General features: G+C 55.6%; 21 protein-coding genes and 1 tRNA gene. 12 read left to right on the forward strand and 10 right to left on the reverse strand.

What is annotated here, in order from left to right; translation table 11 throughout:
• The first annotated feature begins 180 nt into the window (after positions 1-180).
• From ACZ51B_RS18575 to pruA, 6 genes are all read left to right on the forward strand, one after another.
• Positions 181-1,776, forward strand: coding sequence for an efflux RND transporter periplasmic adaptor subunit (locus ACZ51B_RS18575; RefSeq protein WP_464294834.1), 1,596 nt, complete (start codon positions 181-183; stop codon positions 1,774-1,776).
• On the forward strand, positions 1,773-5,000 hold the full coding sequence (locus tag ACZ51B_RS18580) for an efflux RND transporter permease subunit (protein ID WP_464294835.1): 3,228 nt from the start codon (positions 1,773-1,775) through the stop codon (positions 4,998-5,000). The genes ACZ51B_RS18575 and ACZ51B_RS18580 overlap by 4 nt, the downstream gene beginning before the upstream one ends.
• On the forward strand, positions 4,993-5,463 hold the full coding sequence (locus ACZ51B_RS18585) for a MarR family winged helix-turn-helix transcriptional regulator (RefSeq protein ID WP_464294836.1): 471 nt from the start codon (positions 4,993-4,995) through the stop codon (positions 5,461-5,463). Before ACZ51B_RS18580 ends, ACZ51B_RS18585 begins: the two co-directional genes overlap by 8 nt.
• A 20-nt stretch (positions 5,464-5,483) precedes the next feature.
• Entirely contained in the window at positions 5,484-6,824 is a 1,341-nt protein-coding gene (locus ACZ51B_RS18590) for a TolC family protein (protein ID WP_464294837.1), read from the forward strand.
• 42 nt (positions 6,825-6,866) lie between these two features.
• Positions 6,867-7,424 carry a TlpA family protein disulfide reductase gene (locus ACZ51B_RS18595; protein ID WP_464294838.1) on the forward strand — a complete coding sequence of 186 codons (558 nt, stop codon included), beginning with the start codon at positions 6,867-6,869 and terminating at the stop codon, positions 7,422-7,424.
• 74 nt (positions 7,425-7,498) lie between these two features.
• Positions 7,499-9,127 (forward strand): L-glutamate gamma-semialdehyde dehydrogenase, encoded by a 1,629-nt coding sequence (pruA, locus tag ACZ51B_RS18600; RefSeq protein ID WP_464294839.1) that lies wholly within the window; start codon positions 7,499-7,501, stop codon positions 9,125-9,127.
• 574 nt (positions 9,128-9,701) lie between these two features.
• Here the strand turns inward: pruA and ACZ51B_RS18605 are convergent.
• Positions 9,702-9,881, reverse strand: coding sequence for a hypothetical protein (locus tag ACZ51B_RS18605; protein ID WP_464294840.1), 180 nt, complete (start codon positions 9,879-9,881; stop codon positions 9,702-9,704).
• Positions 9,882-10,272: 391 nt separating this feature from the next.
• On the opposite strand from ACZ51B_RS18605, the gene ACZ51B_RS18610 reads away from it, so the two are divergent.
• Complete coding sequence (locus tag ACZ51B_RS18610; RefSeq protein WP_464294841.1) at positions 10,273-10,689, forward strand: hypothetical protein; 417 nt, start codon at positions 10,273-10,275, stop codon at positions 10,687-10,689.
• A 277-nt stretch (positions 10,690-10,966) separates the two neighbouring features.
• On the opposite strand, the gene ACZ51B_RS18615 is transcribed toward ACZ51B_RS18610, so the two are convergent.
• A tRNA-Thr gene (locus ACZ51B_RS18615) sits at positions 10,967-11,041 on the reverse strand.
• A 125-nt stretch (positions 11,042-11,166) separates the two neighbouring features.
• Between ACZ51B_RS18615 and ACZ51B_RS18620 the strand changes: the two genes are divergently transcribed.
• The 3 genes from ACZ51B_RS18620 (at position 11,167) to ACZ51B_RS18630 (ending at position 15,023) form a co-directional block, all read left to right on the forward strand.
• The gene (locus ACZ51B_RS18620) at positions 11,167-11,895 is read left to right on the forward strand and encodes a Bax inhibitor-1/YccA family protein (protein WP_464294842.1); all 729 of its coding nucleotides are present in this window, start codon (positions 11,167-11,169) and stop codon (positions 11,893-11,895) included.
• A gap of 81 nt (positions 11,896-11,976) precedes the next feature.
• Positions 11,977-13,065 (forward strand): 4-hydroxyphenylpyruvate dioxygenase, encoded by a 1,089-nt coding sequence (hppD, locus tag ACZ51B_RS18625; RefSeq protein WP_464294843.1) that lies wholly within the window; start codon positions 11,977-11,979, stop codon positions 13,063-13,065.
• A 77-nt stretch (positions 13,066-13,142) separates the two neighbouring features.
• Positions 13,143-15,023 carry a protein-disulfide reductase DsbD family protein gene (locus ACZ51B_RS18630; protein ID WP_464294844.1) on the forward strand — a complete coding sequence of 627 codons (1,881 nt, stop codon included), beginning with the start codon at positions 13,143-13,145 and terminating at the stop codon, positions 15,021-15,023.
• Between the two features lie 869 nt (positions 15,024-15,892).
• Here ACZ51B_RS18630 and ACZ51B_RS18635 read toward each other — a convergent pair.
• Genes ACZ51B_RS18635 through rpoZ form a run of 4 tightly spaced genes read right to left on the reverse strand, consistent with a single transcriptional unit; the run spans position 15,893 to position 19,133 of the window.
• Positions 15,893-16,591, reverse strand: a complete 699-nt coding sequence (locus ACZ51B_RS18635; RefSeq protein ID WP_464294845.1) for an RsmE family RNA methyltransferase — start codon at positions 16,589-16,591, stop codon at positions 15,893-15,895.
• On the reverse strand, positions 16,588-17,523 hold the full coding sequence (locus tag ACZ51B_RS18640; protein ID WP_464294846.1) for a 50S ribosomal protein L11 methyltransferase: 936 nt from the start codon (positions 17,521-17,523) through the stop codon (positions 16,588-16,590). The genes ACZ51B_RS18635 and ACZ51B_RS18640 overlap by 4 nt, the downstream gene beginning before the upstream one ends.
• A complete protein-coding gene (dnaJ, locus tag ACZ51B_RS18645) occupies positions 17,520-18,638 on the reverse strand; it encodes a molecular chaperone DnaJ (RefSeq protein WP_464294847.1) in 1,119 nt (372 codons plus the stop codon). The genes ACZ51B_RS18640 and dnaJ overlap by 4 nt, the downstream gene beginning before the upstream one ends.
• 3 nt (positions 18,639-18,641) lie before the next feature.
• Positions 18,642-19,133, reverse strand: coding sequence for a DNA-directed RNA polymerase subunit omega (gene rpoZ / locus ACZ51B_RS18650; protein WP_464294848.1), 492 nt, complete (start codon positions 19,131-19,133; stop codon positions 18,642-18,644).
• Between the two features lie 70 nt (positions 19,134-19,203).
• Here rpoZ and ACZ51B_RS18655 point away from each other — a divergent pair, with 70 nt between their 5' ends.
• A complete protein-coding gene (locus ACZ51B_RS18655) occupies positions 19,204-20,445 on the forward strand; it encodes a trans-sulfuration enzyme family protein (RefSeq protein WP_464294849.1) in 1,242 nt (413 codons plus the stop codon).
• A 3-nt stretch (positions 20,446-20,448) separates the two neighbouring features.
• Here ACZ51B_RS18655 and ACZ51B_RS18660 read toward each other — a convergent pair whose 3' ends face one another.
• Both ACZ51B_RS18660 and ACZ51B_RS18665 read right to left on the reverse strand, forming a co-directional pair.
• Entirely contained in the window at positions 20,449-20,775 is a 327-nt protein-coding gene (locus tag ACZ51B_RS18660; protein WP_464294850.1) for a hypothetical protein, read from the reverse strand.
• A gap of 25 nt (positions 20,776-20,800) precedes the next feature.
• On the reverse strand, positions 20,801-21,415 hold the full coding sequence (locus ACZ51B_RS18665; RefSeq protein WP_464294851.1) for an N-acetylmuramoyl-L-alanine amidase: 615 nt from the start codon (positions 21,413-21,415) through the stop codon (positions 20,801-20,803).
• Between the two features lie 54 nt (positions 21,416-21,469).
• On the opposite strand from ACZ51B_RS18665, the gene ACZ51B_RS18670 reads away from it, so the two are divergent.
• Positions 21,470-23,146, forward strand: a complete 1,677-nt coding sequence (locus ACZ51B_RS18670; RefSeq protein WP_464294852.1) for a M61 family metallopeptidase — start codon at positions 21,470-21,472, stop codon at positions 23,144-23,146.
• On the opposite strand, the gene ACZ51B_RS18675 is transcribed toward ACZ51B_RS18670, so the two are convergent.
• Positions 23,108-24,859, reverse strand: coding sequence for a hypothetical protein (locus ACZ51B_RS18675; protein ID WP_464294853.1), 1,752 nt, complete (start codon positions 24,857-24,859; stop codon positions 23,108-23,110). The genes ACZ51B_RS18670 and ACZ51B_RS18675 overlap by 39 nt on opposite strands.
• Positions 24,856-25,764, reverse strand: coding sequence for a glycosyltransferase family 9 protein (locus ACZ51B_RS18680; protein WP_464294854.1), 909 nt, complete (start codon positions 25,762-25,764; stop codon positions 24,856-24,858). Before ACZ51B_RS18680 ends, ACZ51B_RS18675 begins: the two co-directional genes overlap by 4 nt.
• Positions 25,765-25,781: the final 17 nt, after the last annotated feature.

The following is a 25,781-nucleotide window of genomic DNA, read 5'->3' on the forward strand; positions in this document are numbered from 1 at the left end:
ACGGTCAAGGGGAGCTTGACCGTTCACGCAATATAAATGCGATACAGCATTATCCAAGATGTCTCGGAGTTTCGCGGTGTTGTTTCGTAAGATTTTCCATACGTCACAAAACCAGGCACGTGTTTTAACGTCTGCTTAGTATAGTTAAGTTAACTAAACTATTTAGGCGAGTAAAGCATTTTGAATTTTAAGACGTTTCTCTACATTGGGGTACCTGTTCTCGCATTCGGAGGCCTTCTGACCTGGAGGTTTTCCCAGAAAAACGCGGAGGCGGCGGCTCTTGCCAAAGTTCAGGAGCAACGGAAAAAGGCTCCGGCAAATACTGTGTTGGCGACGCTGGAGCGGCGGGATATTGTTCGCACGCTTGAGACCGTTGGACAGGTAGAGGCGCAACTCAATGTGAAGCTGTCCCCTAAGGTTGCGGGCCGTATTGATTTCCTTCAGCTTCGCGAAGGCGCGCCTGTGAAGATGGGGCAGGTGTTGGTGCGGCTTGATCCGGCTGAGGTGGAGGGTCAGGTTTTGCAGCAGGAAGCGGCCCTGGCCGAGGCTCGATCTCGACTTGCTCAGGCTCAGTTGGGGATGTTGCCCACCGATGTGAGCATTGGGACTCAGATCAACCAGCAGAAGGCGTCGGTGAGTTCGTCGTCGGCAGACTTTGAGCAGACCTCGCAGAACTTTGTGTCTCAGGTGGCTGCTGCGGACGCCGTGGTGGATGACAACCGGGCGAAGGTCTCGGCGGCTGAGGCAAATCTTAACAGTGCGAAGGCGGATCTTGAGAGTGCTCAGGCCAACTTGACAAACAGCAAGACGAAGTACGACCGAATTTACTCGCTTTATAAGGACGGTTACATTGCTGCGCAGGATGTGGACGACGCCAAGACGCAGGTGGCTGTATCGGAAGGCGCCTTGAAGGTGGCACAGAGCAAGGTGGCTGCGGCCAACAGTGCTTTGGATTCCGCTAAATCTGGGTTGAAGTCTGCCCAGTATCAGGCGAGCATCGTGCGCACGAAAGGGAAGTCGGACATTACCGCCGCGAAGGCCCGACTGAAACAGGCGAACGCCAGCTTGGATTCTGCGAATGCGAATCGTGCCAATTTGCCAGCTTATAGGGCGAACATTGCCGCCTTGCAGGCGACCGTGAGGGCGGCCGAGGGTCAGTTACGACAGGCCCAGGCTCGGCGGGCGGATACGCAGCTTTCTTCCCCCGCAGATGGTGTCGTGACGGGCCGCTATATGGACCCTGGAATGATTGCGACTCCGGGGCAACCGATATTGCAGGTCTCTTCCGTGAACTCTGTGTTTGTCACGACGAATGTGCCGATTGAAGAGAGCCAGAACGTCCGCCAGGGGCAAACGGTTTCGATCCAGTTTGACGCGTTGCCCGGTCGGAATTTTAGTGGCGTTGTTACGGAGATTAACCCGGCTGCGGACGTTCAGAGCCGACAGTTTCTGGTTCGCGTTACGTTGCCGAACAAGGACGGGGCGTTGCGGGCTGGAATGTATGCGCGGGTGGTCTTTACGATGGAGTCGGTGAAGAACGTGGTGGTGGTGCCTCGAGAGGCTGTGAGCGGGTCGGGGACTGAAAAAGTTGTTCGTGTAGTTCAGGCGGATGGCACTGCGAAGGAGACTCCGGTGGTGCTTGGGGCTTCTGATGCGAACGGATTCGAGGTGAAAGGAGACAGCTTGAAGGCTGGCGATAAGGTGGTGGTGGTTTCTTACCAGAAGCTGCGTGACGGTCAGAAGGTGAATGTCGGAAAGAAGGGCAAGGCACAATGAACATCGCAAAATTCTCGGTGCAGCGTCCCGTTGCGGTGACGATGCGTATTGCGGCGCTGGTTTTGTTGGGCGCGATCTGTTTGACCAAGCTGCCCATCGACCTGTTGCCGAAGATCAGCATTCCGACGGTTGCGGTTGTCACGACGTGGCCGAACGTTGCCCCTGAGGAGATGGAGACGCAGATTACGCGTCCGATTGAGCAGGCGGTTTCTTCGGCGCCGAACGTGTATCAGGTGAGTTCCAGCACTACGAACGGCAGCAGCACCGTGCGTGTTCAGTTCGACTGGAGTGCCGATGTGGGTCAGGCGGCGATTGACGTTTTGCAACTCGTTCAGCGCGCGAAGTCTCAGCTTCCGACCGACCCTACACTTCAGCCCAGCGTTGTCTATAAATACGACCCATCGACTTTGCCGATTTTGATTTTCGGTGTTTCGGGCATCAAGGATCCGGTTAAGTTGCGGACGATCTTGGACAACGAGATCTCCCCGATGATTGAGTCTGCGGGTGGCGTGGCCGCTGCGACGATTACGGGTGGTCAGCAGCGTTCGATTATCGTTGATGTGGATCCTGGGAAGTTGCAGGCTTACGGCGTGACGTTGGATGATGTTCAGCGGCGCTTAGTGCAGGAGAACCTGAGTCTTCCGGCTGGAATCGCGAAGCAAGGCAACACCGAGTACACCATTCGAAGCGATGGATATTTCCTTTCCGTTGCCCAGATGAACAAGATCCCGGTGGGCAGCTACAAGGGCGGCATTGTGTCTTTGGGCATGGTTGCGTCTGTTCGGGATGAGCACCAGGAGACGCGTATTAATACGCGGTTGAACGGCGAGCCCGCGGCGGGAATCATCATCACCAAGCAGAGTGCGGCCAATACCGTTGCGACTTCTGAGGCGATTCACAAGAAGATTGAGGAGATCAATAAGCAGTATCCGCAGCTGAAGTTTCGGACGGCTTATGAGCAGTCGGGATTCATTGAGAACTCGATTGATGACTTGAAGACTGAGGCGATCATCGGTGGAACGCTGGCGATCATCATCTTGATGTTCTTCTTGCGGAACGTTCGCAGCACGTTGGTGGTTGCGTTGTCGATTCCGATTTCCATTGTTTCGACTTTCGCTTTGCTGTACTTCTGCGGCTTTACGCTGAACACGATTTCGCTAAGTGGATTGGCGCTTTCTACGGGTCTGATCGTGGATGACGCGGTTGTTGTGTTGGAGAACATCTTCCGGCACATTGAGCGTGACAAGCGTTCGGCGATGGATGCCGCGGTGAGCGGTACGCAGGAGATTGCGGCTGCGGTTGTGGCTTCCACGCTGACGGTTATGATCGTGTTCTTGCCATTGCTGCTTCTGAAGGGGCAGTCGGGGCAGATGTTTACCCAGTTTGCGATGGTCGTGATCTTCTCCATCGCCGTGTCTTTGCTGGATGCGACTACGGTCGTTCCGATGCTTGCTTCTCGGCTGATCCGAAGAGAAGAGGTTGAGGAAGAGGCGCATCCTGATCTTCGCGCTCAGCGCGGGAAGAAGACCGGTCCACTCCTGAAGATGTTCGACTGGTTTGGCAGGAAGTTCAATGAGCTAGATGCGGCGTATGAGCGGGCTTTGAAGTATGCGATTCATCATCGGTACCTAGTGGTGGGTGGGGCGTTTTTGGCGACTGCTCTGGTGTTTCCTTTGGTTCCGATGATTGGTAGTGAGATGCTGCCTCAGACGGACAGTGGCGACTTTACGGTCAACTTGAAGTTTCCCGTGGGGACGTCGTTTGCGCAGACGGATGCGGCGATGAAGATCGCTGAAAAGAAGATTCTTTCGAATCCCGACGTGGAGACGTTGTTTGCTGCGGCTGGAACGACGCTAAGCATTCGCGGAACGAGCACTTCGCAGACGGGATACCAGGGCGGTGGTACGGTTCGGCTTAAGGAGAACCGCAAGCACTCGACTCAGGACGTGATCAAGGCGGTTCAGAAGGATCTCAGCACGATCCCTGGAACCCGAGTGATTGTGACTCCCTACGACCTGGTTACTCAGATCTTGACGGGCGGCGCGACGAACATGGAAGTGGACGTGTTTGCGCAGGACCAGGAGGTTCTTCAGGCCAAGGCACGTGAAGTGCTGGATGTCCTGAAGTCGATCCCTGGGCTGGAGAGTGTGGACTTGGGTGTTCAGGAGGCGACTCCGGAGCTTAAGTGGGTGGTGGACCGTGATAAGGCGCTCGCGTTTGGTGTGAGCTTCCAGGATCTTGCGAACGCTTTGCAATCCAGCACGAACGGCGCGCTTTCTACCTACTTCCAGGAGAAGGGGTATCAGTATCCGATCTATGTTCAGGTCCCGGAGAAGTCTCGAAAGACGGTGGACGAACTTCTGAATCTGCCCATTGCCCCTTCCTCGGGACCCGGCAAGGGTGGGAAGCCGATTTTGCTTGGGCAGATTGCGAAGCCTGCATATGGGCTTGGACCCAACGAGATTACGCGGTTGGATCGACAGCGGTATATCGCCGTGGTCGGGCGCTTGCAGGGAAGAAGCGAGTCGGAAGTGCAGGACGATATCTCGGCTGCGCTAAAGAAGGTTGAGTTCCCGACAGGCTCTCGGTGGGGATTTGGCGTTAACCAGCAGCGTAGGAAGGACGAGTTTGCGGGGTTGGGGCTTGCCATCTTTATGGCGATTGCGCTGATCTACATGTTGCTGGCGTCTCAGTTTGAGTCGTTCATCTATCCGCTGATTGTTCTGACTTCGGTGCCGCTGTGTGCGCTGGGCGTGGTGTTGGCGTTGTTCATCAGCGGGCGGGCGTTTGGGCTTACGGCCTTTATCGGACTCCTCATGCTGATTGGTATCGTTGTGAAGAACGGCATCTTGTTGGTGGATTACACGAACCAGTTGAGAGGGCGTGGGATGAGCCGGGATGAGGCGATTTTGACGGCTTCTCCCACTCGGTTGCGGCCGATCTTGATGACGACGTTTGCGGCGATCTTGGGAATGTTGCCCTTGGCTTTGGCCATCGGTCGCGGTTCCGAGACTCAAGCTCCCCTTGCCACTGCCGTTATTGGCGGTCTGACCACTTCGACGCTTTTGACGCTGTTCATCGTTCCGACGGTGTACACGATGTTTGATGACCTCGCTCGCAAGCTACGAGGGAACAAGCGAGATCTGGCGGCATCGAGCGTGGTGGGGCCGGACCTGGGGGTTTTGAATACGGAGCCTCCTGTAGAGGTGAAACCAGTTGAGTGACGGCACCGCTGATTTTGTTTCTAAGTTAGAGGAGATGTTGCCCAAGACGATGCGTCGCATCTTTTGGGCTACGCCCGATGATCCGCTGGCAGAGATCACGATTGCCCAGCTTCGTTTGATGCGGATTCTTGAGGAGTCGGAATCGGTGACTCCGTCCGAGCTGAGTAGCGAGTTGGGATTGACCATGAGCGCGGTGACTCAGATGTTCAATCGCCTGGAGCAGATGCATCTGGTTGAACGGTACGAGGATCCGTCCGATCGACGGGTGCGGCGCGTTCGGCTGAGTGATGAGGGCAGAGAGAAGATGCGCCTTCGTCGGGAGGTGCGGATTCACCGCGCTGGGTCTCGTCTTTCCCACATCCCCATTCACCGCCAGGCGGAGATCCTCGATGCTATTTCTGAATTGCTAGCGGCAGCCAAAACGGCTGATCCTGAGCAGGATTCTATCCCTCCCATTTCATGACCTGAGTGTTCACAGAAGCTATGTCTCTACTACTGATTCGACTCGCAATCGCTCTAACCCCGGTGACGCAGACGCCGCCGGTTAAGCCTAACCTGCAGGGAGTGCCGACCATGGCTCCTTTGCTGATGCCGGGACCTCAAAACGATCCGAACTCCAAGCCTTTGTCGGCTGAGGAGGCGGTGAAGATCGCGCTTCGGAACCAGCTATCGCTTAAAGTCGCGAACGCGAATATCCTGAATGCGAAGGGGCAGGTTCAGATCAGTCAGTCGAAGCTTTTGCCTGATCTTTCGCTCTCGGCTGGGTACTCAAAAATGGCTTTCATTGGTGGGGTTGCAGAATCGGGGACGACGACTGGTTTCAACTCTGGGCTAGCTGTGAAGCAACTGATCTTTGACTTTGAGCGGACGCGGAACCAGGTACGGGAGGCGGAGGCTCGGCGTGATTCGGCGAAGTGGGGATATACGCGGGCGGAAGCGGATGTGGTGATCTCGACCAAGCAGGCTTTCTACAACTATCTGAACGCCATGAAGGTGATCGATGTTCAGACGGCGAACTTGGAAAGTCGTAAGCGTCAGCTGGAATTGGCTCAGGCGAAGCTGGACAAAGGGATTGGGGCGCCTCTTGATGTGGTTCGGGCTACCACGAGCGTTGGGGATGCTTCATTGAGTTTGGTGAGTGCGCGGCAGGCTGCTTTGAACGCTCAAGTAGTGCTGGCTGTGGCGATGGGGATTGATGCTCGTACACCTTTGAGTGCCACGGAATCCGTCGAGCCTCCCTTGACGACCAACGATTTAGGTGCGTTTGTGCAGGAGGCTTTGGATCATCGACCGGAGCTTTTGCAGGCAGGGGCCAATCTGAAGGCGAGTGGGTATGACCTGGAGTCGGTTCGGCAGTCGGTGTTTCCTTCTCTGAACCTTGCTTTGGGCGTGAACGGGCGTGGGACAGAGATTCCGACGAATACGCAGAACGCGACATTTCAAGTGTTCCTCAGCTGGGACATTTTTGATAGTGGGAACCGTGCTGGGCAGATCAATCAGTCGAAGGCGAATGTGTTGACAGCCGATGCGCAGTACAAACTGACGGCTCAGAACGTGGTTTCCGATGTCGCTCAGGCTTTTGTAGCTTTGCAGGCGAACCAGCAGAAGGCGGATATTGCCAACGGCCAGGTGAAGAACGCGGAGGAAGGTGTGCGGCTGGCTGAGGGGCGGTTTAAGGCGGGGATTGCGGCATTCATTGAAGTGACGGATGCCCAGGCAGCTTTGGTGAGCGCCCAGGTGAATGCGGTGAGTGCGAACTACGCGCTGCAGCTTTCTAGAGCGACCATGTTGCGGGCGTTGGGCAGGCAGAGTACGAAGCTTTGAGGTTGGCTGTTACTTAATGGATTGCTGAAACGTATCATGTTTATGAAGAAATCATTGACTTGTATTGCTCTCGTGTTGGGCGTTGGCCTCGGCATTGCCCGCGTGGCCGATGATGCGAAGTATCCGCCCTACGAGAAGGCGAAGACGCTTTACGCCAAGAACGACTTCCGTGGTAAGGCTGCTCCGAAGTTTGTGGTTGAGAAGTGGCTTCAGAATGAGCCCAAAAGCATGAAGGGCAAGGTGATTTTGGTGGACTTCTGGGCTACTTGGTGCCCTCCGTGCCGCGAGCTCATCCCAGAGATGAATGCGTGGCACAAGAAGTTTGGGAAGGACTTGATCGTCATCGGCGTGAGCGATGAGAAGGCCGCTACCGTTTCGGACTTCATGAAGACTTCCAAAGGGAAGATGGATTATCACGTCGCTATCGACACGAGTGCCAAGATGAAGAACATCCTTGGCGTCGAGGGGATTCCTCACTGCATGGTGATTTCGGCAGATGGCATTGTGCGATGGCAGGGTTTCCCGTTGGACGACAAGGATCCTTTGACCAGCGAGAAGCTTCAGCAGATCATTGCTGCTTCCAAAGCGAAGGTAAAGTAAGTCCGGTTTGAGGGGGCTGTGTGCCCCCTCGTTTTGTGTTGGTTTAGCGTGATCTCGGTACACTCATATGTACAATGGATCGAGGCTACTTTAACTACCCGTTGCCGGTGAACGAGCCCGTGCTCTCATACGCTCCGGGAAGCAAAGAAAGAGAACTGCTGAAGGCTACTTTGGCGGAGCTCAAGGGACAGCAGATTGACGTGCCGATGTACATCGGCGGCGCGGAGGTGCGAACCGGCAATACGTTGCCGATGAACCCACCTCACGAGAAAGCTCACGTTCTTGGGCATTTCCACTTTGGGGACGCCAGCCACGTCCAGCAGGCTATCGATGCTGCTTTGGCGGCGAAAGAGGCCTGGGCCAACATGAGTTGGGAGAACCGCGCGAATATTTTCCTACGTGCGGCTGACCTGATTGCCACCAAGTATCGCCCTTACATGAACGGCACCACGATGCTGGCTCAAAGTAAGAACGCCTACCAAGCTGAGATCGACAGCGCCTGCGAGATTGCTGACTTCTTGCGGTTCAACGTTCACTTCTTGAGCGAGATCTATCGACAGCAGCCTATCAGCAGTCCTGGCATGCACAACCGACTTGAGTATCGGCCTTTGGAAGGGTTCGTATTGGCTGTGACTCCGTTCAACTTCACGGCGATTGCTGGCAATTTGCCGACTTCCGCAGCGATGTGCGGCAACGTGGTGGTTTGGAAGCCAGCGAATACCCAGGTTTACAGCGCTCAGATGATCATGAAGATCCTGATCGAGGCTGGCTTGCCCGATGGCGTGATCAACTTGGTCTACGTGGATGGGCCTACGATTGGCGACATCTGCTTCAAGCATCGCGAGTTTGCGGGCGTTCACTTCACGGGTTCCACGGGTGTGTTTAACTCAATGTGGAAGACCATTGGGGAGAACATTCCGAACTACCGAAGCTACCCACGCATCGTGGGTGAGACGGGCGGCAAGGACTTCGTGGTGGCACACAAGAGTGCTTCGGCGGATGCTGTCGCGACCGCGCTGTTGCGAGGTGCTTTCGAGTATCAGGGTCAGAAGTGTTCTGCTGCCTCTCGCGCCTATATTCCCAGCAACATTGCAGAAGAAGTGAAGCAGAAACTGGTTGAGGGCGTTCAGTCGTTCAAAGTCGGTTCGGTTGAGGACTTCAGCAACTTTGTGAACGCCGTCATCGATGAGCGGAGCTTCGACAAGATCGCTGCTTATATTGATGGCGCCAAGCGAGACGGTTTGGAGATTTTGGTGGGTGGAGGCTATGACAAGTCGGTCGGCTACTTCATCGAGCCAACCGTGATCTTGGCGAAGGATCCCAAGTACACCACGATGTGCGAAGAGATCTTTGGGCCGGTTCTGACGCTCTATGTGTACGATGCCGACAAGTTTGAAGAGACCTTGGAGCTGGTTGACAGCACTTCGCCTTACGCGCTCACCGGAGCAGTTTTGGCGCAGGATCGTTACGCGGTGGAGCTGGCGGTTCAGAAGCTGAGCAACGCGGCTGGGAACTTCTATATTAACGATAAGCCGACCGGTGCTGTCGTCGGCCAGCAGCCCTTCGGCGGCGCGCGGGCGAGTGGCACGAACGACAAGGCCGGTTCGATCTTGAACCTGTACCGTTGGTTGAGTCCTCGTACCGTGAAGGAGACGTTCAATCCGCCAACGGATTACCGTTATCCGTTCATGCAAGAGTCGTAAGTTCGTTCAGCGGGTGGTGGGTTGTTTTGATAAGGAAGGGACAGTTATGGTCCCCGCCCAGGTGCTGCATTCGCAGCACCCCACCCCCTGTTTTAAAGCTGCGCTTTCTTAGGGCGTCATTTCTTTTTGCCTTAGGCATTTATGAGGTCGCGCCGGTTGGCGCTTTTGGACGTGGTCGTTGATCGGTTGTCTTGATGAGGAAGGTATGGTTTCGTTCCCGTCCAAGTGGTGCATTCGCCGCACCCCACCCCTGGTTTAAGGCTGTTCTTCTCTGAGCCTGCGCTATGCAGTGACCTAGGCGTTTATGGCGCGCTCCACAGAGCTACCCGATTTGGCATTTGATTTCTTCCAAGGCTTGCAAGAGTGTGCTTTCCGCACTTTAGTTTTTGAGTGGGGAGTGTTAGTGTTCTTTTTGCATATCACGTCTCCTCGTGGGTTTACGCCGCTGGGCTGTTGGTATGCCGTTGTTTCAGACCTCTCGGAAGGGTTGGGTTTTGTTGAGGCTTGGTGGCTTCTGGCACCCCTTCGGGGTGCGGATTCTGGGTGGGCTTTCAACGGGTCTAGCGACCCGTTGCTACTTTCTGGCATCCCATTCGGGATGCTTCGGAGCGGATGGGGAGCGTGCTTTCAGTACTCGGGGCTGGTGGTGGTTGGTTACCAGGACTGTGTCCTTCGCTCGGACGGAGCGCCCCGTTTGGGGCTGGGGGGATTTGAGGAAGGGATCGTTTTCGACGCCACCGCTGGTTTCTGACATCCCGGTTGGGATGCTTCGGAGGGGATAGGGAGCGTGCTGACAGCACTTCGGGTTTGTGGGTGTGTTGGTACCAGGACTGCGCTTGCGCTTGTCCTTCGCTGGAACGGAGCGCCCCGTTCGGGGCTGGGGAGATTTAGCGGAAGGGACTGTCAGGGTGTTTGCGTATGTCGGGCTTTCAGCCCTCGGTCCGTTTTGGGGCTTTCCCAGGGCTTACGCCGCTGGGCTGTGGGTATGCCGGTCCGTTGGACCTCTCGGAGGGGATGGGGGTGTGCATACAGTCCTTGAGTCTCGTTTTGTCCTAATGAGGCGTCGATTATCCTGGGCATGCATCGTTCTGGTCCGGACTTTAGGGGGAGGGGGATTGAGTTGTCGGTGCCAGAATCTTGGTGCTATGTCCTCTCCAAATCTTGAATGGCAGCAGGAGTTTCCCGGGGTGTTCGCGCGCGAATTGGCCCGGGGTGCGGAATTGGGGTTTCCCGATATGGATGGGCGAGAGCTTGTGCGTGTGGGTGCGGGGATTCTGACTATTGGTGAGGAGTTGGAGCGTTTGTATGCTGCTGTAGAAGTTATGCGGCGTGTGGATTCTTTCGGCTGGAGCGTGATCGAGTCCTGGGAAGTGAATTCGTTTATTAGGTCCATTTGGTTTCCGTTGAGGCGGAAGCAGATGGTTTATTACGGGCCGCTTCAGCAGGATCAACGCCTAGTGATTGCGCGGTTCCTTCGGGAAGGCGTGGATGCGTTTGATGAATGGTTGGAGGAAGCGGCGCGCAAGTGGGAGTGGTTTGCGCGTGAGGGAAGTGTAGTGTGATTTGAGCGGGCTTGGACATTCGGTGATGACTTCGATTCCGTACTCTCTAATTGGATAGTAACTTCTTCCCAGGTCACTCCACGGTGCTAAGCGACTGCCACAACATGTGACCGATGGGAGGCGGTGTGGTAAGAGGACGATAACGGCGTCTGCTGAGAAGTCAGAGATACTTGAGGGTGTCAATCCGCTGGGGGGGGGCGGACTCGTCCAGAGTCAGGCAGGGGATAGGAGCCGCAGTTGAGCGTTGTTGCAAAGGTGGGAAGGGAAATTGAGGGGGTGGAGCCGATGAAGGGAATCGAACCCGCGACCTGCTGTTTACGAAACAGCTGCTCTACCACTGAGCTACATCGGCGTGGATAAAGTTATACCCGCTCAGAGATCATTCCACAAGCTCCGGGTCTTTGGGCTGGAAATCGTTTCGAAATGGCCCAGGTGGGTGCGGTGGGGCGTAGTAAGCTATAGATCAGGACAGTAAACATGGCCGGAAACCCAGTTTTCAACGAAAAGACATTCAACAAATTCGCCTATTTGACGGGCGACTCCACGAGTCGGATGACGATTGACGGGACCATTAATCGTGGGTTGATCCTTGCGATCATCCTTACGATTTCGGCGACTTTTGCGTGGATCTCGGGGCTTGGGGGACCACTTTTGATGGTTGGCGCGATTGGTTCGCTGGCTTTCGGAATCACCACGTCGTTTAAGCCTCAGTGGGCTGCGGTGACGGGTTCGCTTTATGCGGCCTTTGCCGGGCTGGTGGTGGGGTCGATCTCTGGAATCGTGAGTTCCAAGTACCAGAATTTGGTTCTGTTTGCGGTGTTTATCACCACAGGCATTTTGCTCACGATGCTTCTGCTCTACAAGAGCCGTGTGATCCGGGCGACACCTACTTTTGTGAAGACGGTGATTGCGGCTACGGGTGCGGTTTTCTTGGTGTATCTCATCTCGTTCATCGGTTCGATCTTTGGTGCATCGGACATGTTGATGTTGCACAGCAGCGGTCCTTTAGGCATCGGAATCAGCCTCGTGGTGATTGTGATCGCGTCGTTGAACCTCATCCTTGACTTCGATTTGATTGAGACGGGAGTGAATGAGGGAGCGCCTAAGTTTATGGAGTGGTACGGGGCTTTTGCTCTGCTGGTCACTCTGGTTTGGATCTATGTGCGCGTGTTGGAATTGCTGCTGAAGCTTCAGCGGAACAACTGACATCGAGTCTTCATAACAATCGGGCATGGCTCCAGGGCAAAGGCAGTAAACTCTACAGTAATAGCCTTGGAGCATGCAACGATGCAAGACACATTTCCTATTCGCAGAATCGACCACATTCGGTTCTATGTCGGCAACGCCCGACAATCGGCTGCTTTCTATAAGCAGATCTTCGGCTTTTCGGTAACTGCCTTCCATGGTTTGGAGACTGGTTTGAAGCACGAGGTGGACTGGTTGTTGGAGCAGAACGGAATCAAGTTCCTGTTTTCCGCCCCGGTTCGACCCGGACACCCTATTGCCGAGCAGTTGGCCATTCATGGCGACCATGTGCAGGACATCGCTTTTGAAGTGGACGATGTGGACTGGTCGTTTAAGACAGCTGTTGAGCGGGGTGCGGTGCCCGCCCGTGCGCCATATTCGCTTTGCGACGCGAATGGTGAGGTTCGGATCGCGAGTATTCGGACCTACGGTGACACGCTGCACACGTTTATCAATCGAGACAAGTTCACGGGCCACTTCTTGCCAGGCTTTATTGAGCGGTCTGATCCTGGCGTGCCGACTGGGTTGTTGGAAGTCGACCACATTGTGGGCAACGTTGAGTTGGGCAAGATGAACGAATGGGTGAAGTGGTACGAGGACGTGCTTGGCTTTACTCAGTTGATCTCGTTTGACGATAAGGAGATTTCGACGGAGTATACGGCGCTGATGTCGAAGGTGATGTCGGGCGGCGATGGTCGGGTGAAGTTCCCCATTAATGAGCCTGCGGCAGGGAAGAAGAAGTCTCAGATCGATGAGTATCTGGAGTTCTTTGGCGGTGCTGGTGTTCAGCACGTGGCGATCCGGACGGACGACATTGTGGCGACGGTGACCGAACTGAGAAATCGAGGCATGCAGTTCTTGCGTGTTCCGGCGACTTATTACGAGGATCTTCCGAGTCGAGTTGGAAAGATTGATGAGGACATTGCGGCCTTGCAGGATCTCGGGGTTTTGGTGGACCGTGATGACGAGGGGTATCTGCTTCAGATCTTTACGAAGCCGATTACAGACCGACCTACGTTGTTCTTCGAGATCATTGAGCGGAAGGGTGCGAAGAGCTTTGGCAAGGGCAACTTTAAGGCCCTGTTTGAGGCGATTGAGCGCGAGCAAGCTCTGCGCGGAACTCTGGATTAACCCAGCAAATTTCGCTATTTCTCAGGAGGTCTATGCCGGTGCATAGACCTCTTGCGTCTTTAGATATTAGGTAATTCATGAACTTGAGATTTCGATTGATTCGGATGTTGCTGGTGCTAACGGCAACTGTTCTGAGTGGTTTGGTGATGGGGCAAATTCCCAGCCGCGCTCACTGGACTAGCAGCATTGAACCGGCGAATCCCAAGCCTGGGCAGCGCGTTGAGTTGGTTTTGGATGCGACCATTGATAAGACCTGGCACATCTATTCCTTGAAGAATATTCCTGACGCGAACCGACCGACCGTCATCACGGTTAAGCAGAGCCCGGCGATTGAGGAGATCGGGACGCCTACTCAGTCGACTCCTGTGAAGAAGCAGGACCCTAACTTTGGCAAAGAGCTGGAGTTCTATGAGGACAAGGCGAGCTTTCGAGTGCCGGTTCGGTTGTCGAAGACGGCAAGTGGGAGTGTTGAAGTCTCCGTTGACGTCAATTACCAAGCATGTAACGATTCAGGATGTCTGCCTCCTAAGTCCGACATCGTAGCGGTTAAGTTTGATGTTTCGGGAGCAGCGGTTGATGATTCAACTCCTCTGAATGCCGCGTCTACGAAGAATGGCGGGAAGGCTATCCAGACCGATGTGGATAAGGCGCGTTCTGAGGGGATTTTCTCTTACCTGGCGTTGGCTGTGGTGTCGGGATTTGTGGCGTTGCTGACGCCTTGTGTGTTCCCGATGATCCCCATCACCGTGAGCTTCTTTAGCAAGCAGAAGAAGCAGGAGGACATGCGCGCTGGCATTAAGCAGGCGCTTTGGTTCTGCGGCGGGATTGTCACCACGTTTTCGGCTTTGGGCGTGATTGTTTCGTTGGTGTTTGGTGCGGCGGGGCTTTCTAAGTTTGCGAATGCGCCTTTGTTGAACGGGACGCTGGCGGTGGTGTTTATTGCGCTGGCGTTTAGTTTGTTCGGGTTCTTTGAGCTTGGTCTCCCCGCGGGGTTGACGAACAAATTGCAGGGTAACCGGGCCGGTTTCCTTGGGCCTGTGTTTATGGGGCTTACGTTCAGCTTGACTTCGTTCACCTGTACGTTGCCGTTTGTCGGTGCGGTTTTGGTTTCTGCGTCCAAGGGTGATCTTTGGTGGCCGATTCTGGGGATGGCTGGGTTTAGTGCGGCGTTTTCGGTGCCGTTCTTCTTCCTCGCATTGTTCCCGCAGGCGCTTTCGAAGCTGCCTAAGTCAGGCGGTTGGTTGGCGACGACCAAGGCGTTTATGGGCTTTGTGGAGCTTGCGGCGGCGGTTAAGTTCTTGAGCTCCGTGGATCTTGGAGTTCATGGCGGTTTGGGGATTATTACTCGGCCGGTTTACCTTGCGTTGTGGGCGATTATCGCGACGATTGCGGGCGCTTACATGGTCGGCATGGTGAAGTTGCCGAAGGTGGATGAGGGACCCAAGATCGGCATTTTGCGGCGTATTGTGGGTGTGGCGTCTGTGTTGGGTGCGGGGTATTTCCTTTACGCCATCAATGGTGCTTCGCTTGGTGAGTTGGAGGCGTTTTTGCCGCCTTCGCCCTACCCGAGCAATGAGAAGACTGCCGTGGTTTCTACGGAGCGGCTGAGCTGGATTTCCAGCTACGAAGCGGCTCAGAAGGAAGCAAGGGAGAAGAACACGCCGATCTTCATCGACTTTACGGGCGTGTATTGTACGAACTGCCGTTGGATGGAGAAGAACATGTTCCCGAAGGACTCTGTGGAGAGTCGGCTAAACAAGTTCACGCGTGCGAAGCTGTTTACGGATCGGCCCACCGAGAGCGACATGGCGAACCAGAAGATGATGATCACGTTGACGGGGGCGGTTACGTTGCCTGCGTATGTGATCGTTCGTCCTGATGGGACGAACGTGGTTCAGGCGTTTACCCGGGATCGCGGGAAGTTCGAGGAGTTCTTGGACAAGGGTCTGGCTCAGTAGGGCTGGGGTTTGGTGGGTTGTCTGGGTAAGGAAGGGACAGTGATGGTTCCCGCCCAAGTGCTGCATTCGCAGCACCCACCCCTGGTTTGAAAGCTGCGCTTTCTTGGGCCTGCGCTTCGCTGCGACCCAGGCTTGTATGGGGCGCGCCGGTTGGCGCTTTCGGATGTGAGTTTTGGACTTGGTGGTTGGAATGGTGGATGTCTTATTTAATGTAGGGACGGTTTCGTTCCTACCCAAACGCTGCATTCTCAGCACCCCCTTCCTGGTCTAGAGCTGCGCTTTCCTGGGAATGTGCTTCGTTTCGACTTTGGCTTCAATATCCCGTCCCTTCAGGGCTTTTGGGAGCGTGCATACAGCACTTGGGGATTGCGATTGGTCTTGGTACCAGGACTGCGCTTTCGCTTGTCCTTCGGTGGCACGGAGCGCCCCATTCGGGGCTAGGGATTTGGTGGGAACGTCGTTTTGAACTGAGTTCTAGGTTGATGGATTGTCTTTAGATAGGAAGGGACAGCTATGGTCCCCGCCCTAGTGCTGCATTCGCAGCACCCACCCCTGGTTTGAAAGCTGCGCTTTCCTGGGCCTGCGCTTCGCTGCGACCCAGGCTGATATGGGGCGCGCCGGTTGGCGCTGGCCGACGTGTTTTGTGGATTTGGTGGTTGAGATGGTGGGTTGTCCAAGTATGGAAGGGACAGTGATGGTTCCTGCCCAAGTGCTGCATTCGTCGTACCTCACTCTCTGGGTACAGCTGTGCTTTTCTATCGCCTCGGGCCTCTAAGGGATGCTCTTATAGAGTCGTGTGATCGAGTGAGTTGTCGTGGGGGCTATTTTAGGGGAGGCGATACTGGCCGGGGGAATGTGCGTGGCGGTGGCTAGGCGTGGTTTAGGAGTAGGATGGCTGCTGCGGCGGCTCCGGCGTGGTCTACTCTTAGGACTCGGGGGCCTAGGGTGATGCCTCTTGGGCCTATTTGGGTTAGCTCTTTGGGGGACCAGCCGCCTTCGGGGCCCACTATGATTTCCATTTCGGAGCCTTGGGCTTTGAGGGGTTTGGATTCGCCTTCTACTTCGCTGAGGACGGTTGCGTTGGGGAAGGATTTGAGGACTTCTTGGAGGTCTTTGGCTACTTCGAAGACAGGGATCTGGGTTCGGAAGGAGACTTCGGCGGCTTCTCTGGCGATGGTTTCTAGGCGGCGGACTCGGTCGGCGGTCTTCTTTTCGTCCCATCTGACGATGGTTCGTTCGCTAGGAAAGACCACGAAACGGGCTACTCCGATTGAGGTGCAGGAGCGGACGATTTCGTCCATTTTGTCGCCTTTGGGGAGGGCTTGGATGAGGGTGAGTTTCAGATCGGCTTCTACCTTGGGGTAGAGCACTTCTTGGGGGATGGCGATTTTGTTTTGGAACTCGCAGCGGATGAGGGTGCCGTCGTTGGGGAGGATGGCGATTTGTGCGCCTGCGCTGAGCCGGAGGACTTTGCGGAGTTTATCGATCTCTTCCTGAGGGATGTCGATGGGGCCGGAGGCGTCGGCGCCAGGGATGAAGAGGCGGGGCAGTGCGCGGATGGGGATCATGCTTTTATGAAGCGGGCCGCCACCCAACCGTCTTCTTCCAATCGCTGCTCTAGGGTGAATCCCACTTTACCGGCTGCTTCCAGGACATCGGGCCAGTTTTGGACGATGATGCCGCTGACGATCCAGTATCCGCTGGGTTTGGTGATCAGGGCGACGTCTGGGGAGATCCGGATGAGCGTGGCACTGATGATGTTGCTGATCACGAGATCGAATTGGCGGTCGGCCGATTTGAGTTCGGTGGAGGGCTTGACGTCTCCGGTGAGGGGGGCGTCGTCTTGTTGAACGATGGTTCCGGCGCTGGCGTTTGCTGCTGCGTCGTCTAGGAGGGCGATGACGCCTTCACCTGCGATGGCTCGGAAGCTGACGTTGTTGATAGCGGCGTTCTCTTTGGCCACTTCTACCGCGAGGGGGTCGATGTCGACGGCTTCCACGGATGCGGCGTTCATGAGGCAGGCACCTACGGCTAGGATTCCGCTGCCGCAGCCGATGTCGGCGACGGTTTTGCCTTCGATTGGGACGGCCTCCATGAGTTCGAGGCACATGCGGGTGGTGGGGTGGTCGCCGGTTCCGAATGCCTGACCGGGGTCGAGCACGATGACCATGTCTCCTGGTTCGGAGGCGAACTCTTCCCAGGTTGGTCGGATGAGGAACTTCTTACCGACTCGGCGGGGTTTGAAGAACTGCTTCCAGGCTTCTTCCCAGTTGACTTCTTCCAGTGGCTTGATGGATATCTCGGTTGCGCCGGAGTTTTCTAGGGCTGCTTGGAGTTCGTCGACTCGCTCTTGGGAGCCTTCGACATCTACGAGGCAGCCGATGAGTTGCCCGCCATCTTCGAGGGTGTTTTCAATACCGTAGTTGAGGAAGATGTCGATGAAGGGCGACATATCGGCGGGCGCGGGTTCGTACCGCGCCTTTACTTCGATCCAGCTCATTTCTTCTTTCCGAAGAGGCCACCGAGGATGCCTCCTTTTTCGTCGCCCTTGGGGATGGCTTCACCGCGTAGCTCTGCGAACTCTTTGATGAGTTTTGCTTCGGCCTCGGAGAGCTTCTCGGGGACTTTGACCATGACTTGTACGATAAGGTCGCCGCGTTTGCCGCCGTGGAGGGGTGGGAGTCCGGCGCCTTTGATTGCGATCTGCTTGTTCGGTTGGGTGCCGGAGGGGATCTCCAGGTTCAGAACAGAGTCGACGCCTTCGATTTGGAGTTGGTCTCCGAGGGCTGCTTGTGCGAAGGTGAGTTCGAGTGCAGTGATCAGGGTTTGACCGCGTCGTTCGAATCTGGCATCGCGTTTGACTCGCAGCACTACGTAGAGATCGCCTGGTCTTCCGCCGCCGCTGCCTTCGTGGCCTTGTGCGGGGAGGTGCATGGTTGACCCATCATCCACGCCTGCAGGAATATTGAGAAGGACGCGTTCGTCTTTGGGGGTGACCCCTCGACCTCGGCAGACCTTACATGGGTTCTTGATGATCTGGCCTTCGCCGTGGCAGGTTGGGCAGGTTGTGGTGGTGCGGACTTGGCCCAAGAAGGTGTTTCGGACGGTTCCAACGATGCCTTGGCCTCGGCAGGTGCCACAGGTTTCGGGTGTTTTGCCGCCGTCGCTACCGGTCCCCGCGCATGAGCCGCATTCGGTCATGCGTTCGATGGTGATTTCGCGCTGGACGCCGTTTAGAACATCGATGAGGGTGAGTTCGAGGTTCGTGGTGAGGTCGTCGCCGTCTCGTCCTCGTGTTCGTCGTCCGCCAGCTTGTTGGCCGCCTCCGAAGAACATATCGAACAGATCGGTGAAGCCTCCGGCCTGACCACCGAAGAAGTCTCCGGTTGCCTGTTGGTCAGCAGATCCATATCGGTCGAATCGTTCGCGTTTTTCTGGATCGGAGAGGATTGAGTATGCCTCTCCGATCTCCTTGAACTTTTCTTCGGCCTCAGGATCGTTTGGATTTACGTCTGGGTGAAATCGCCGAGCTAAGCGACGGTATGCCGACTTGATTTCGTCGGCAGCCGCATCTCGTGCGACCCCCAGGACCTCATAAGGATCCCGATGAGCCATAGGTTATTCTTCTTCGCCTTCTTCTTCGGCCGTTTCAGCTTCAGCAATATCGGAGAGCGAAAGGGTGTCGTCTTCGCCGGCCACAGCGACCACGTCCTCTTCGTCTTCCTCGCCAACCAGGTCGGAGAGGCTCAGGCTCTCTTCGCCGTCTAGCTCTGGATCGTGATCCTCTTCCAGCGCTGCGCTTGAAATGAGTGCAGCCTCAGTTTCATCGAGTGCAGGGAGGAGCATTCCGAGCTCTGCTGGCAACGTTTCGTCGATCAGCAGGGTTGGTGTGTCATCAATGTTCTCAAACGCGTCGTTAACGTTTGGCATAATCGGTTTGATTTTGCCAGCGGCAATTTCGGCAAGAGCGATCGTCAGGGGGTGAGTCGAATCGATCTGTACCAGTGCAGGTGCGCCTTCGCGGAGCTGCTTTGCACGCTTTGCCGCTAGGTTGGAGAGCACGAATTTTCCGTGTTCGTAGTTGTTCAGGATGTCTGGACTTGGCAGCATAAGGCGAGATTCCGGAATTAGCCAGTTTACCCCTCTCTCTTAACCGCTTGAGGCACTTTCGGGCAAATTGTTGCGCGAATGCGTTTTGGTTGGGTTAGGGGCTGGGTGTTTTGCGCCTGAAATCAGTAACAATGTGGAGCTAATGGACCGCTTTGATGAGGTTGGGGTGAACACCCTCCTCTCCCACTACGCAGAAGAAGAGAAGATCAAAGGGGCCGTGACCCCGCCGCTGTTTCAGAACTCCCTGTTCGTTTTTGAGACTTCCGAAGAGTTGTTGAAGGCGATGATGGAGAAGCCGGGTGGACCTCCTCACCACTACAGCCGCCTTTCGAACCCGACCTTGGATGTGGTTGAGCAGAAGATTGCGAAGCTAGAGGGGATGGAAGCGTGCAAGGTGATCGGCTCTGGGATGGGCGCGATTGGTACGGCGATCATCAACTGCGTGGAGCAGGGTTCTCATTTGATCGTGGTGGATACGTGTTATGGTCCGGTTCGGACTTTCTGTAGCACCTATTTGGAGCGGTTTGGCGTTTCTGTGAGTTATGTGGATGGGGCGAACGTTGCAGACGTTGCCGACCATATTCGCCCTGAGACGAAGGCTATCTATTTGGAGTCGCCCAGCAGCATTCTTTTCCGGATGCAGGATGTGTCCGCGATCACCAAGATTGCTCGCGAGAAGGGGATTGTCACGATCTTTGACAATACGTATAACTCGCCGATCCATATGAACCCTGCTGAGTTTGGGGTGGATATTGTTTGTCACAGTTGCACCAAGTATTTGGGTGGACACAGTGATATTACGGGTGGAGCCATTGTGGCTGACCGGAAGCGGATTGACCACATCATGATGAACGAGGTCAATTTGCTGGGGAACATCATGCACCCGTTCAGTGCGTGGCTGATGAACCGTGGGATGCGGACCTTGAAGCTGCGGATGAAGCAGCATGAGGAGACGGCGAATTTTGTGGCCAATTGGCTAGAGGCTCGGCCGGAGATTGAGACGGTTCACCATGTTGGGTTGGCGAGCAATCCTCAGCGTCATTTGGTGGAGAAGTACTTGCGCGGGACTGGCGGTTTGCTGTCGTTCGAGCCGAAGACGCAGGATCCGGGCAAACTGAGGGCGTTCGCGGATCAGCTGGAATGGTTTGGTCGGGGTATCAGTTGGGGCGGTTTTGAGAGCCTGGTGGTTCCGCTGTCGATTCAGCCGCAGGATTATTCGAGCCCTCGCCATTTGGTGCGGCTGTACTGTGGTTTGGAAGAGGCGGCTGATCTGATTGCAGATCTTGAATCGGCGATGCCTCTCCTCGCCTGATGCTTAGGCGACTTTTTCGATGAAGACTTTGTAGGGGCCGGTGCCTAGGATGCCCATCATGATGGCCCCTAAGCCTGTGACGAAGTTGCCTACTTGGATGTTGGTGGTTTCGCCTGGTTTGAGGTCGATGTCGATCTCTTCGGTGTAGAGGCGGTTGGTTACTTTGATGGCGTGCTTGCCGGCTTCTAGTTCTAGTGGGAGTTCTTTGCCGAACAGCAGGTCTTTTTTGAAGTCTCCGTCCACGAAGATTTCCAGGCCGCGAATCTTGATATCCCTTTGGGAATCTCGGGCGATGATGACGCGCGCGGTTTCTTTCGGTGTGGATGCCATGTGTTTATGGTACCGCTGAAGCGGTTTAGGGCTTTGGCCCTTTGAAGATGGGGAGTTTCAAATCCTCCAACTTTTCCCAGGGGAACCCCATCGGATCGTTCTTGCGGCCTTTGGGTAGGGCGATGTATTCGTGGCTGACGATCTGTCGGATGGGGAAGCGGCGTTTCATTTCCGCGATGATGCCTTTGAGGGCTAAGATTTGGGCGTCGGGGTATGGGTCTTTGCCGTCGTTGAGGTTGACCAGTTCGATTCCTATGGAGTAGTCGTTCACGTTTTTGCGTCCTGTGGGGCCGACGCTGACGCCTGCATGCCATGCTCGTGCAAAGGTCGTAACGTTCTTGACGATGCTCCCGTCTTTTCCTATGGTGAAGTGCGCGCTGACAGGATTGTTGTTGACTTTCTCGCCTCGTTGGAAGGCAGCGGTGGTTTTTTGTAGCGTGGGGATGACAGTCGAGTGAACTACAATGGTGTCTACGTCGCAAATGCCCCCCGGGCGCTTGCCAAAATTGGGCGATTGAATCCAAACTACTTTGAGAAAGCCAGGATCTTTCCATTCACTAGCACTCGGCATTGGAATTCGTGGATCTGTCGACTGAAGATTCACAAAAGTAAGGCCTAGGAGGAACGCAGGAGCGAGCATTTGTTCGGTTTACCCCAGCTATGTGATTAGGTTCTGGCTTCCTGTTTACTTTTTATGCGCTCTCTGATTGCCGGTTTATTGCTCTTGCCTGCCTCGGCATGTGCAACTGTTCGATACGTCCTTATTGCTAGTCCTCAAAGTCAGTCGTTTGGTGTTACGGTTTCGATTGATCGTCCCCGTTCCGTTGAGACTTTCTCGCTTCCTGCTTGGACTCCTGGTCTTTATAAGTTGCAGACTTTTGAGGAGAAGCTGAGTGAGCCTCGGGCTTATGATCGGAGAGGGAAGAGTCTGACCATCACGAAGGTGGGGCCGCGCACGTGGAAGGTGGCTCGTGGGCGTGGTGCGATTAACTTCACCTATCGGGTGACTCCGAAGAATCCAAACCTAGGCTTTGTGGGCACGAGTATCTTCCCGAGCGTGGCTTTTGTGAATGGGCCTGCTGCGTTTGTTTACTTGCCTAATCGGCTAGCGGAGCGGGTGAGTTTGAAGGTGTATGTTCCGAATAGTTGGCGGGTGTCGCTGAATTTGCCACGAGGTGGCACGGGGCTTTATACGGCGGCCAACTATGAGGAGATGGTGGATTCGCCGATTCAGATGGGAGAGTTCCAGCGGCGGGTGTTCACGGTGGAAGGTCGTCAGTTTGAAGCGGTTTTTGTGACGAAGCCGGGTGAAGTGAGCCAGCTGAATGTTGACAAGACGGTGAGCGAGATCCGGACGGTGTGCAGGCCTGCGCTACGGATGATGAAGCGCGCTCCCTTTTCTCGGTATCAGTTTCTGTTTCATGTGGGGGCGACGGATTTCTTTGGGGGGTTGGAGCATCGGTCTGGGTGTGTGTTGGATGTGCCTAATAAGCCCAATCTTGACTTGACCAGATTCTTCTGCCACGAGTTTTTCCACGTTTGGAATGCCAAGGAGATTCGGCCTCGTGCCTTGGCGAAGATTGACTTTAGCCAGGCTTGTCGGACCAAGACGTTGTGGTTTGCCGAGGGTGTAACGGAGTACTTTGCCAAGCGACACTGCTATCAGAGTGGGGCGAAGGATTCTACGTGGTTGTTGGATGCTTTCAGTCGTGAGATTCGGCGTTACCAGCGAGGGAAGACCCGTAAGGAAGTGACCGTGGAGGACGCTTCGTGGTTTGCTTGGGAGCATGGCGGGTTTAACTATGGGGATCTGGATTATTACAACAAGGGCTCACTGATTGGGCTGTTGATGGATGCTGCGATTCGGAACGAGACGGGTGGGGATCGGTCGATGGATGACGTGATCAAGTATCTTCGGTCCGAGTATCCGTTGTCGGCGGGCGGGTATCCGGAGGATGGGGTTTTGACGGCTATCAATGACGTCAGTTCTTCGAGCTTGAACCACCTTTACAACACGGCGGTACGTTCGACGGCTGAGTTGCCTTACGGGCTGTTGAGGCACTTGGGGCTGTTTGTTCGGAATCCTGATGAGGGTAGTTTTGAGGCTCCGTTTCATCTGACGAATGGTCGGATTGACACGATGACGGACGCTGCTGTGCGTGCTGGACTTCATCGAGGGGACGAGTTTCTGTACTACAAAGCCGGTGCTTCCAACAATGTGGGGACGGTTGTGGTTAATCGAGGGGACACCACGGCGACGTTTCATATTCAGCTTGTGTGGAACAAGCCGTCTCGGTTTGAGTTGATTATTGACCCTAAGCCGAGTGCTGAATCATCGAAGCGACTTCAGGAATGGCTCAGGCGACCTTAGGGCGTCGAACAGGAGCATGAGTCCTGCTCCGATGGCGATGGTTAGGCTGGCGCGGAGCATTACTGTGTCGGTGATACCGATGGCTGCGGTGCAGGCGGCTGTCCAGAGGATTGCTTTGCGCCTGGGGTCGGTTTGGAGCAGTCGTCCCATGCGGTAGGCGATGAATTTGTTTCCGTAGAGGTACATCACGAAGACCGTGAGCGCCGTTCCTAAGAATGCGGGTGAGATGAGGAAAAGCACGACGTGTCTTAGGTTGTATGAGCCCCAGTTTGCGACGTTTGATATGAGATCGTTTGGGTTCCAGGCGATGCCGGATTTGAGGATCGGGAGCCAGTTGGAGGGTAGGAGGGCGCAGATGTAGACGATCTGGCGTCGGACGAGGTCTTCCGAGGCGAGGAGGCAGACGGCTGGGATTGCTAGGACTGAGGTGTGGCTCATGATCCACCAGACGTTGCCGATGACTGAGACGGTTAGTGCTGTGACGGCTATGAGGCGACTGATCCAGGCCCGTCGGTGGGAGCCTCCTCGGAGGAGGGTGCACGTACCTGCTAGGTAGGCGATCCAGGCGCCTAGGGATTCTCCTGAGACGTCGGATTGGGAGGTGCGGAAGACGCCGCTCATGTCGGACCAAACGGGGTCTAGGAGGCTTATGGTTACCAGGCCTATGAGGCATGGTACGAAGAGGGGATGGACTTCGGGGAGGTGCCTTTGGAAAGCCCAGTTGATCGCTGTTGCGAACCCTCCCAGGCATAAGGTGGCTATCAGAAGCCATAGGGGCCAGGAAGTTAGCCCTGCCCAGTGGCTCAGGGTTCCGCTCAGTGTGAGGATGGCGGGTGAGAGGATGATCAGTTGGATGAGGGCGCTGTAGATGGGGCCGCTATCTTCGTTGGCGGCGAGGGAGAGGGCGATTGCTGCGACCAAGATGGTGAAGGTGAACAGGCAGAATTCCAGGATGGGGGAGATCGAGTCGCCGTGTTCGAGCCAGCGGTTGGGGCCACCCCAGGCTCCTGCTGTGTCGGCGGACCAGTTTGCCGTTTGAGGATTGATGAGTAGTCGGACGGCGTTGCGGGCGTGTATGAGGCCTGGGACGTTTGTTTCGTGATCGACGGGGACTCCTTGGGGCCAATCGACTCCTTTGAGCCAGCATCGGGTCCAGGTTTGGCCCTTGGGGACTGGGAATTCGACGATGAGTGCTCGACCGTGGCAGGCTTTGACGATGTCGAATGTGTCGTTCCAATCGACGGCTTCGTAGACGATGAGTCCGTGCTTGGGGAGTTCCTTTGTGAAGGGGAGGGGGGTGACTTTTGGGGAGTCTTCCGTGAGTGACAGAAGGAGGCTGGCGTAGCTCACAACCGCCGCTGGGTTTGTGACGATGTGGGTTGGGATTGCTCCCATGATTCGGCTTCTGGCCTTAAAGTAGCCTTGGTTTTGGAGGTCACCGTAGTTGGTGGACAGCCAGGTTGGGCCGGTGCGTTTGAAGTTGAGGTTCTTCATGTTGCCCGACCAGTCCATTCCTGTTGTGAGGGATTGGAGCTGGCTGAGGGACCCTTCTGGATCTTCGCGCGGCCAAAGGATCCAGGTGGGGTGAATGAAGTCTGGGGTGGGGAGGTTGGGTCCTGCTTTGTCGTGCTGGATGAGGATGATCGCTTCAGCGGCGTTAGCCGAGACGTATCCGATGAAAAGGAGCAGTAGGAGAGCGAGGAACCGGTTCACTCGGCACCTAGGAGTCGCATAGTTTCTTCGACGAGGGCGCAGCTTTCGAGATTTTGCATCTGTCCTGCTGGGGCGGTGATGACGCGGTTGGGGGAGTATTGGTGGCCCCAACGTCGGGGGTCTGCTTTGGCGAAGACTTGTAGGGTGGGTGTGCCCGAGGCTGCTGAGAGATGGAGGAGTCCGGTGTCGCTGCCTACCATTGCTTGGAGGTTGGCTAGGCAGCCGAGGGTCTCGCGGAGTTCTGTTTTGCCCACTAGATTGGTCGGTTCGAAGCTGAGGGAGGAGGCGATCTCTTCTGATAGAGCCCGTTCTGCTTTGCCGCCTAGGAAGGCGATTCGATGGCCATTTAGATGCAGTTCGTTGCAGAGATGGATGACGGCTTCTTTGGGAAGTTGACGGGTGGTGAACCTGGCACCGGGTTGGATGCCGACGGTTGCTCCTCGTAGTAGGTGCTTGCCTTTCTCACGCTCTTGGTCGGTTATTTGGATCTTGGGTTTGGGTGAGTTGATGACTAGGCCGAGCGGGTTGGCCAGTGTTGAGATTGCGTTGGCTTCGAAGTCTGTGGAGTCGTTGGGGACGCAGTCTGTGAGGAGGAAGTTTCGGCTTTCTGTGAGATGGCCTATTCTGCGGGGGATGCCTGCCATGCGTGCGATGAGGGCGCTGCGGAAGCTTCGGTTTACGAGGATGACCAGGTCGAAGCGGTGGCGTTTGAGTTCTTGGACTTGTTTAAGGAGCGCTGCGGGGCCGTGACGTTTTTGGAAGGGGACCAGGTTCCAGGGTTGGGTAGTAGGAGGCAGCAGTTGGAGGATTTCGGGGGATGAGATGATGGAGCGGGTGGGGAAGTGGTGTTGGAGTTCGGTGATGAGCGGCAGGGTCATGACGGCGTCGCCAATGAAGGTTTTCATCGACAACACCAACTTCC

It is taken from the genome of Fimbriimonas sp. LA-C6, from assembly GCF_055398105.1.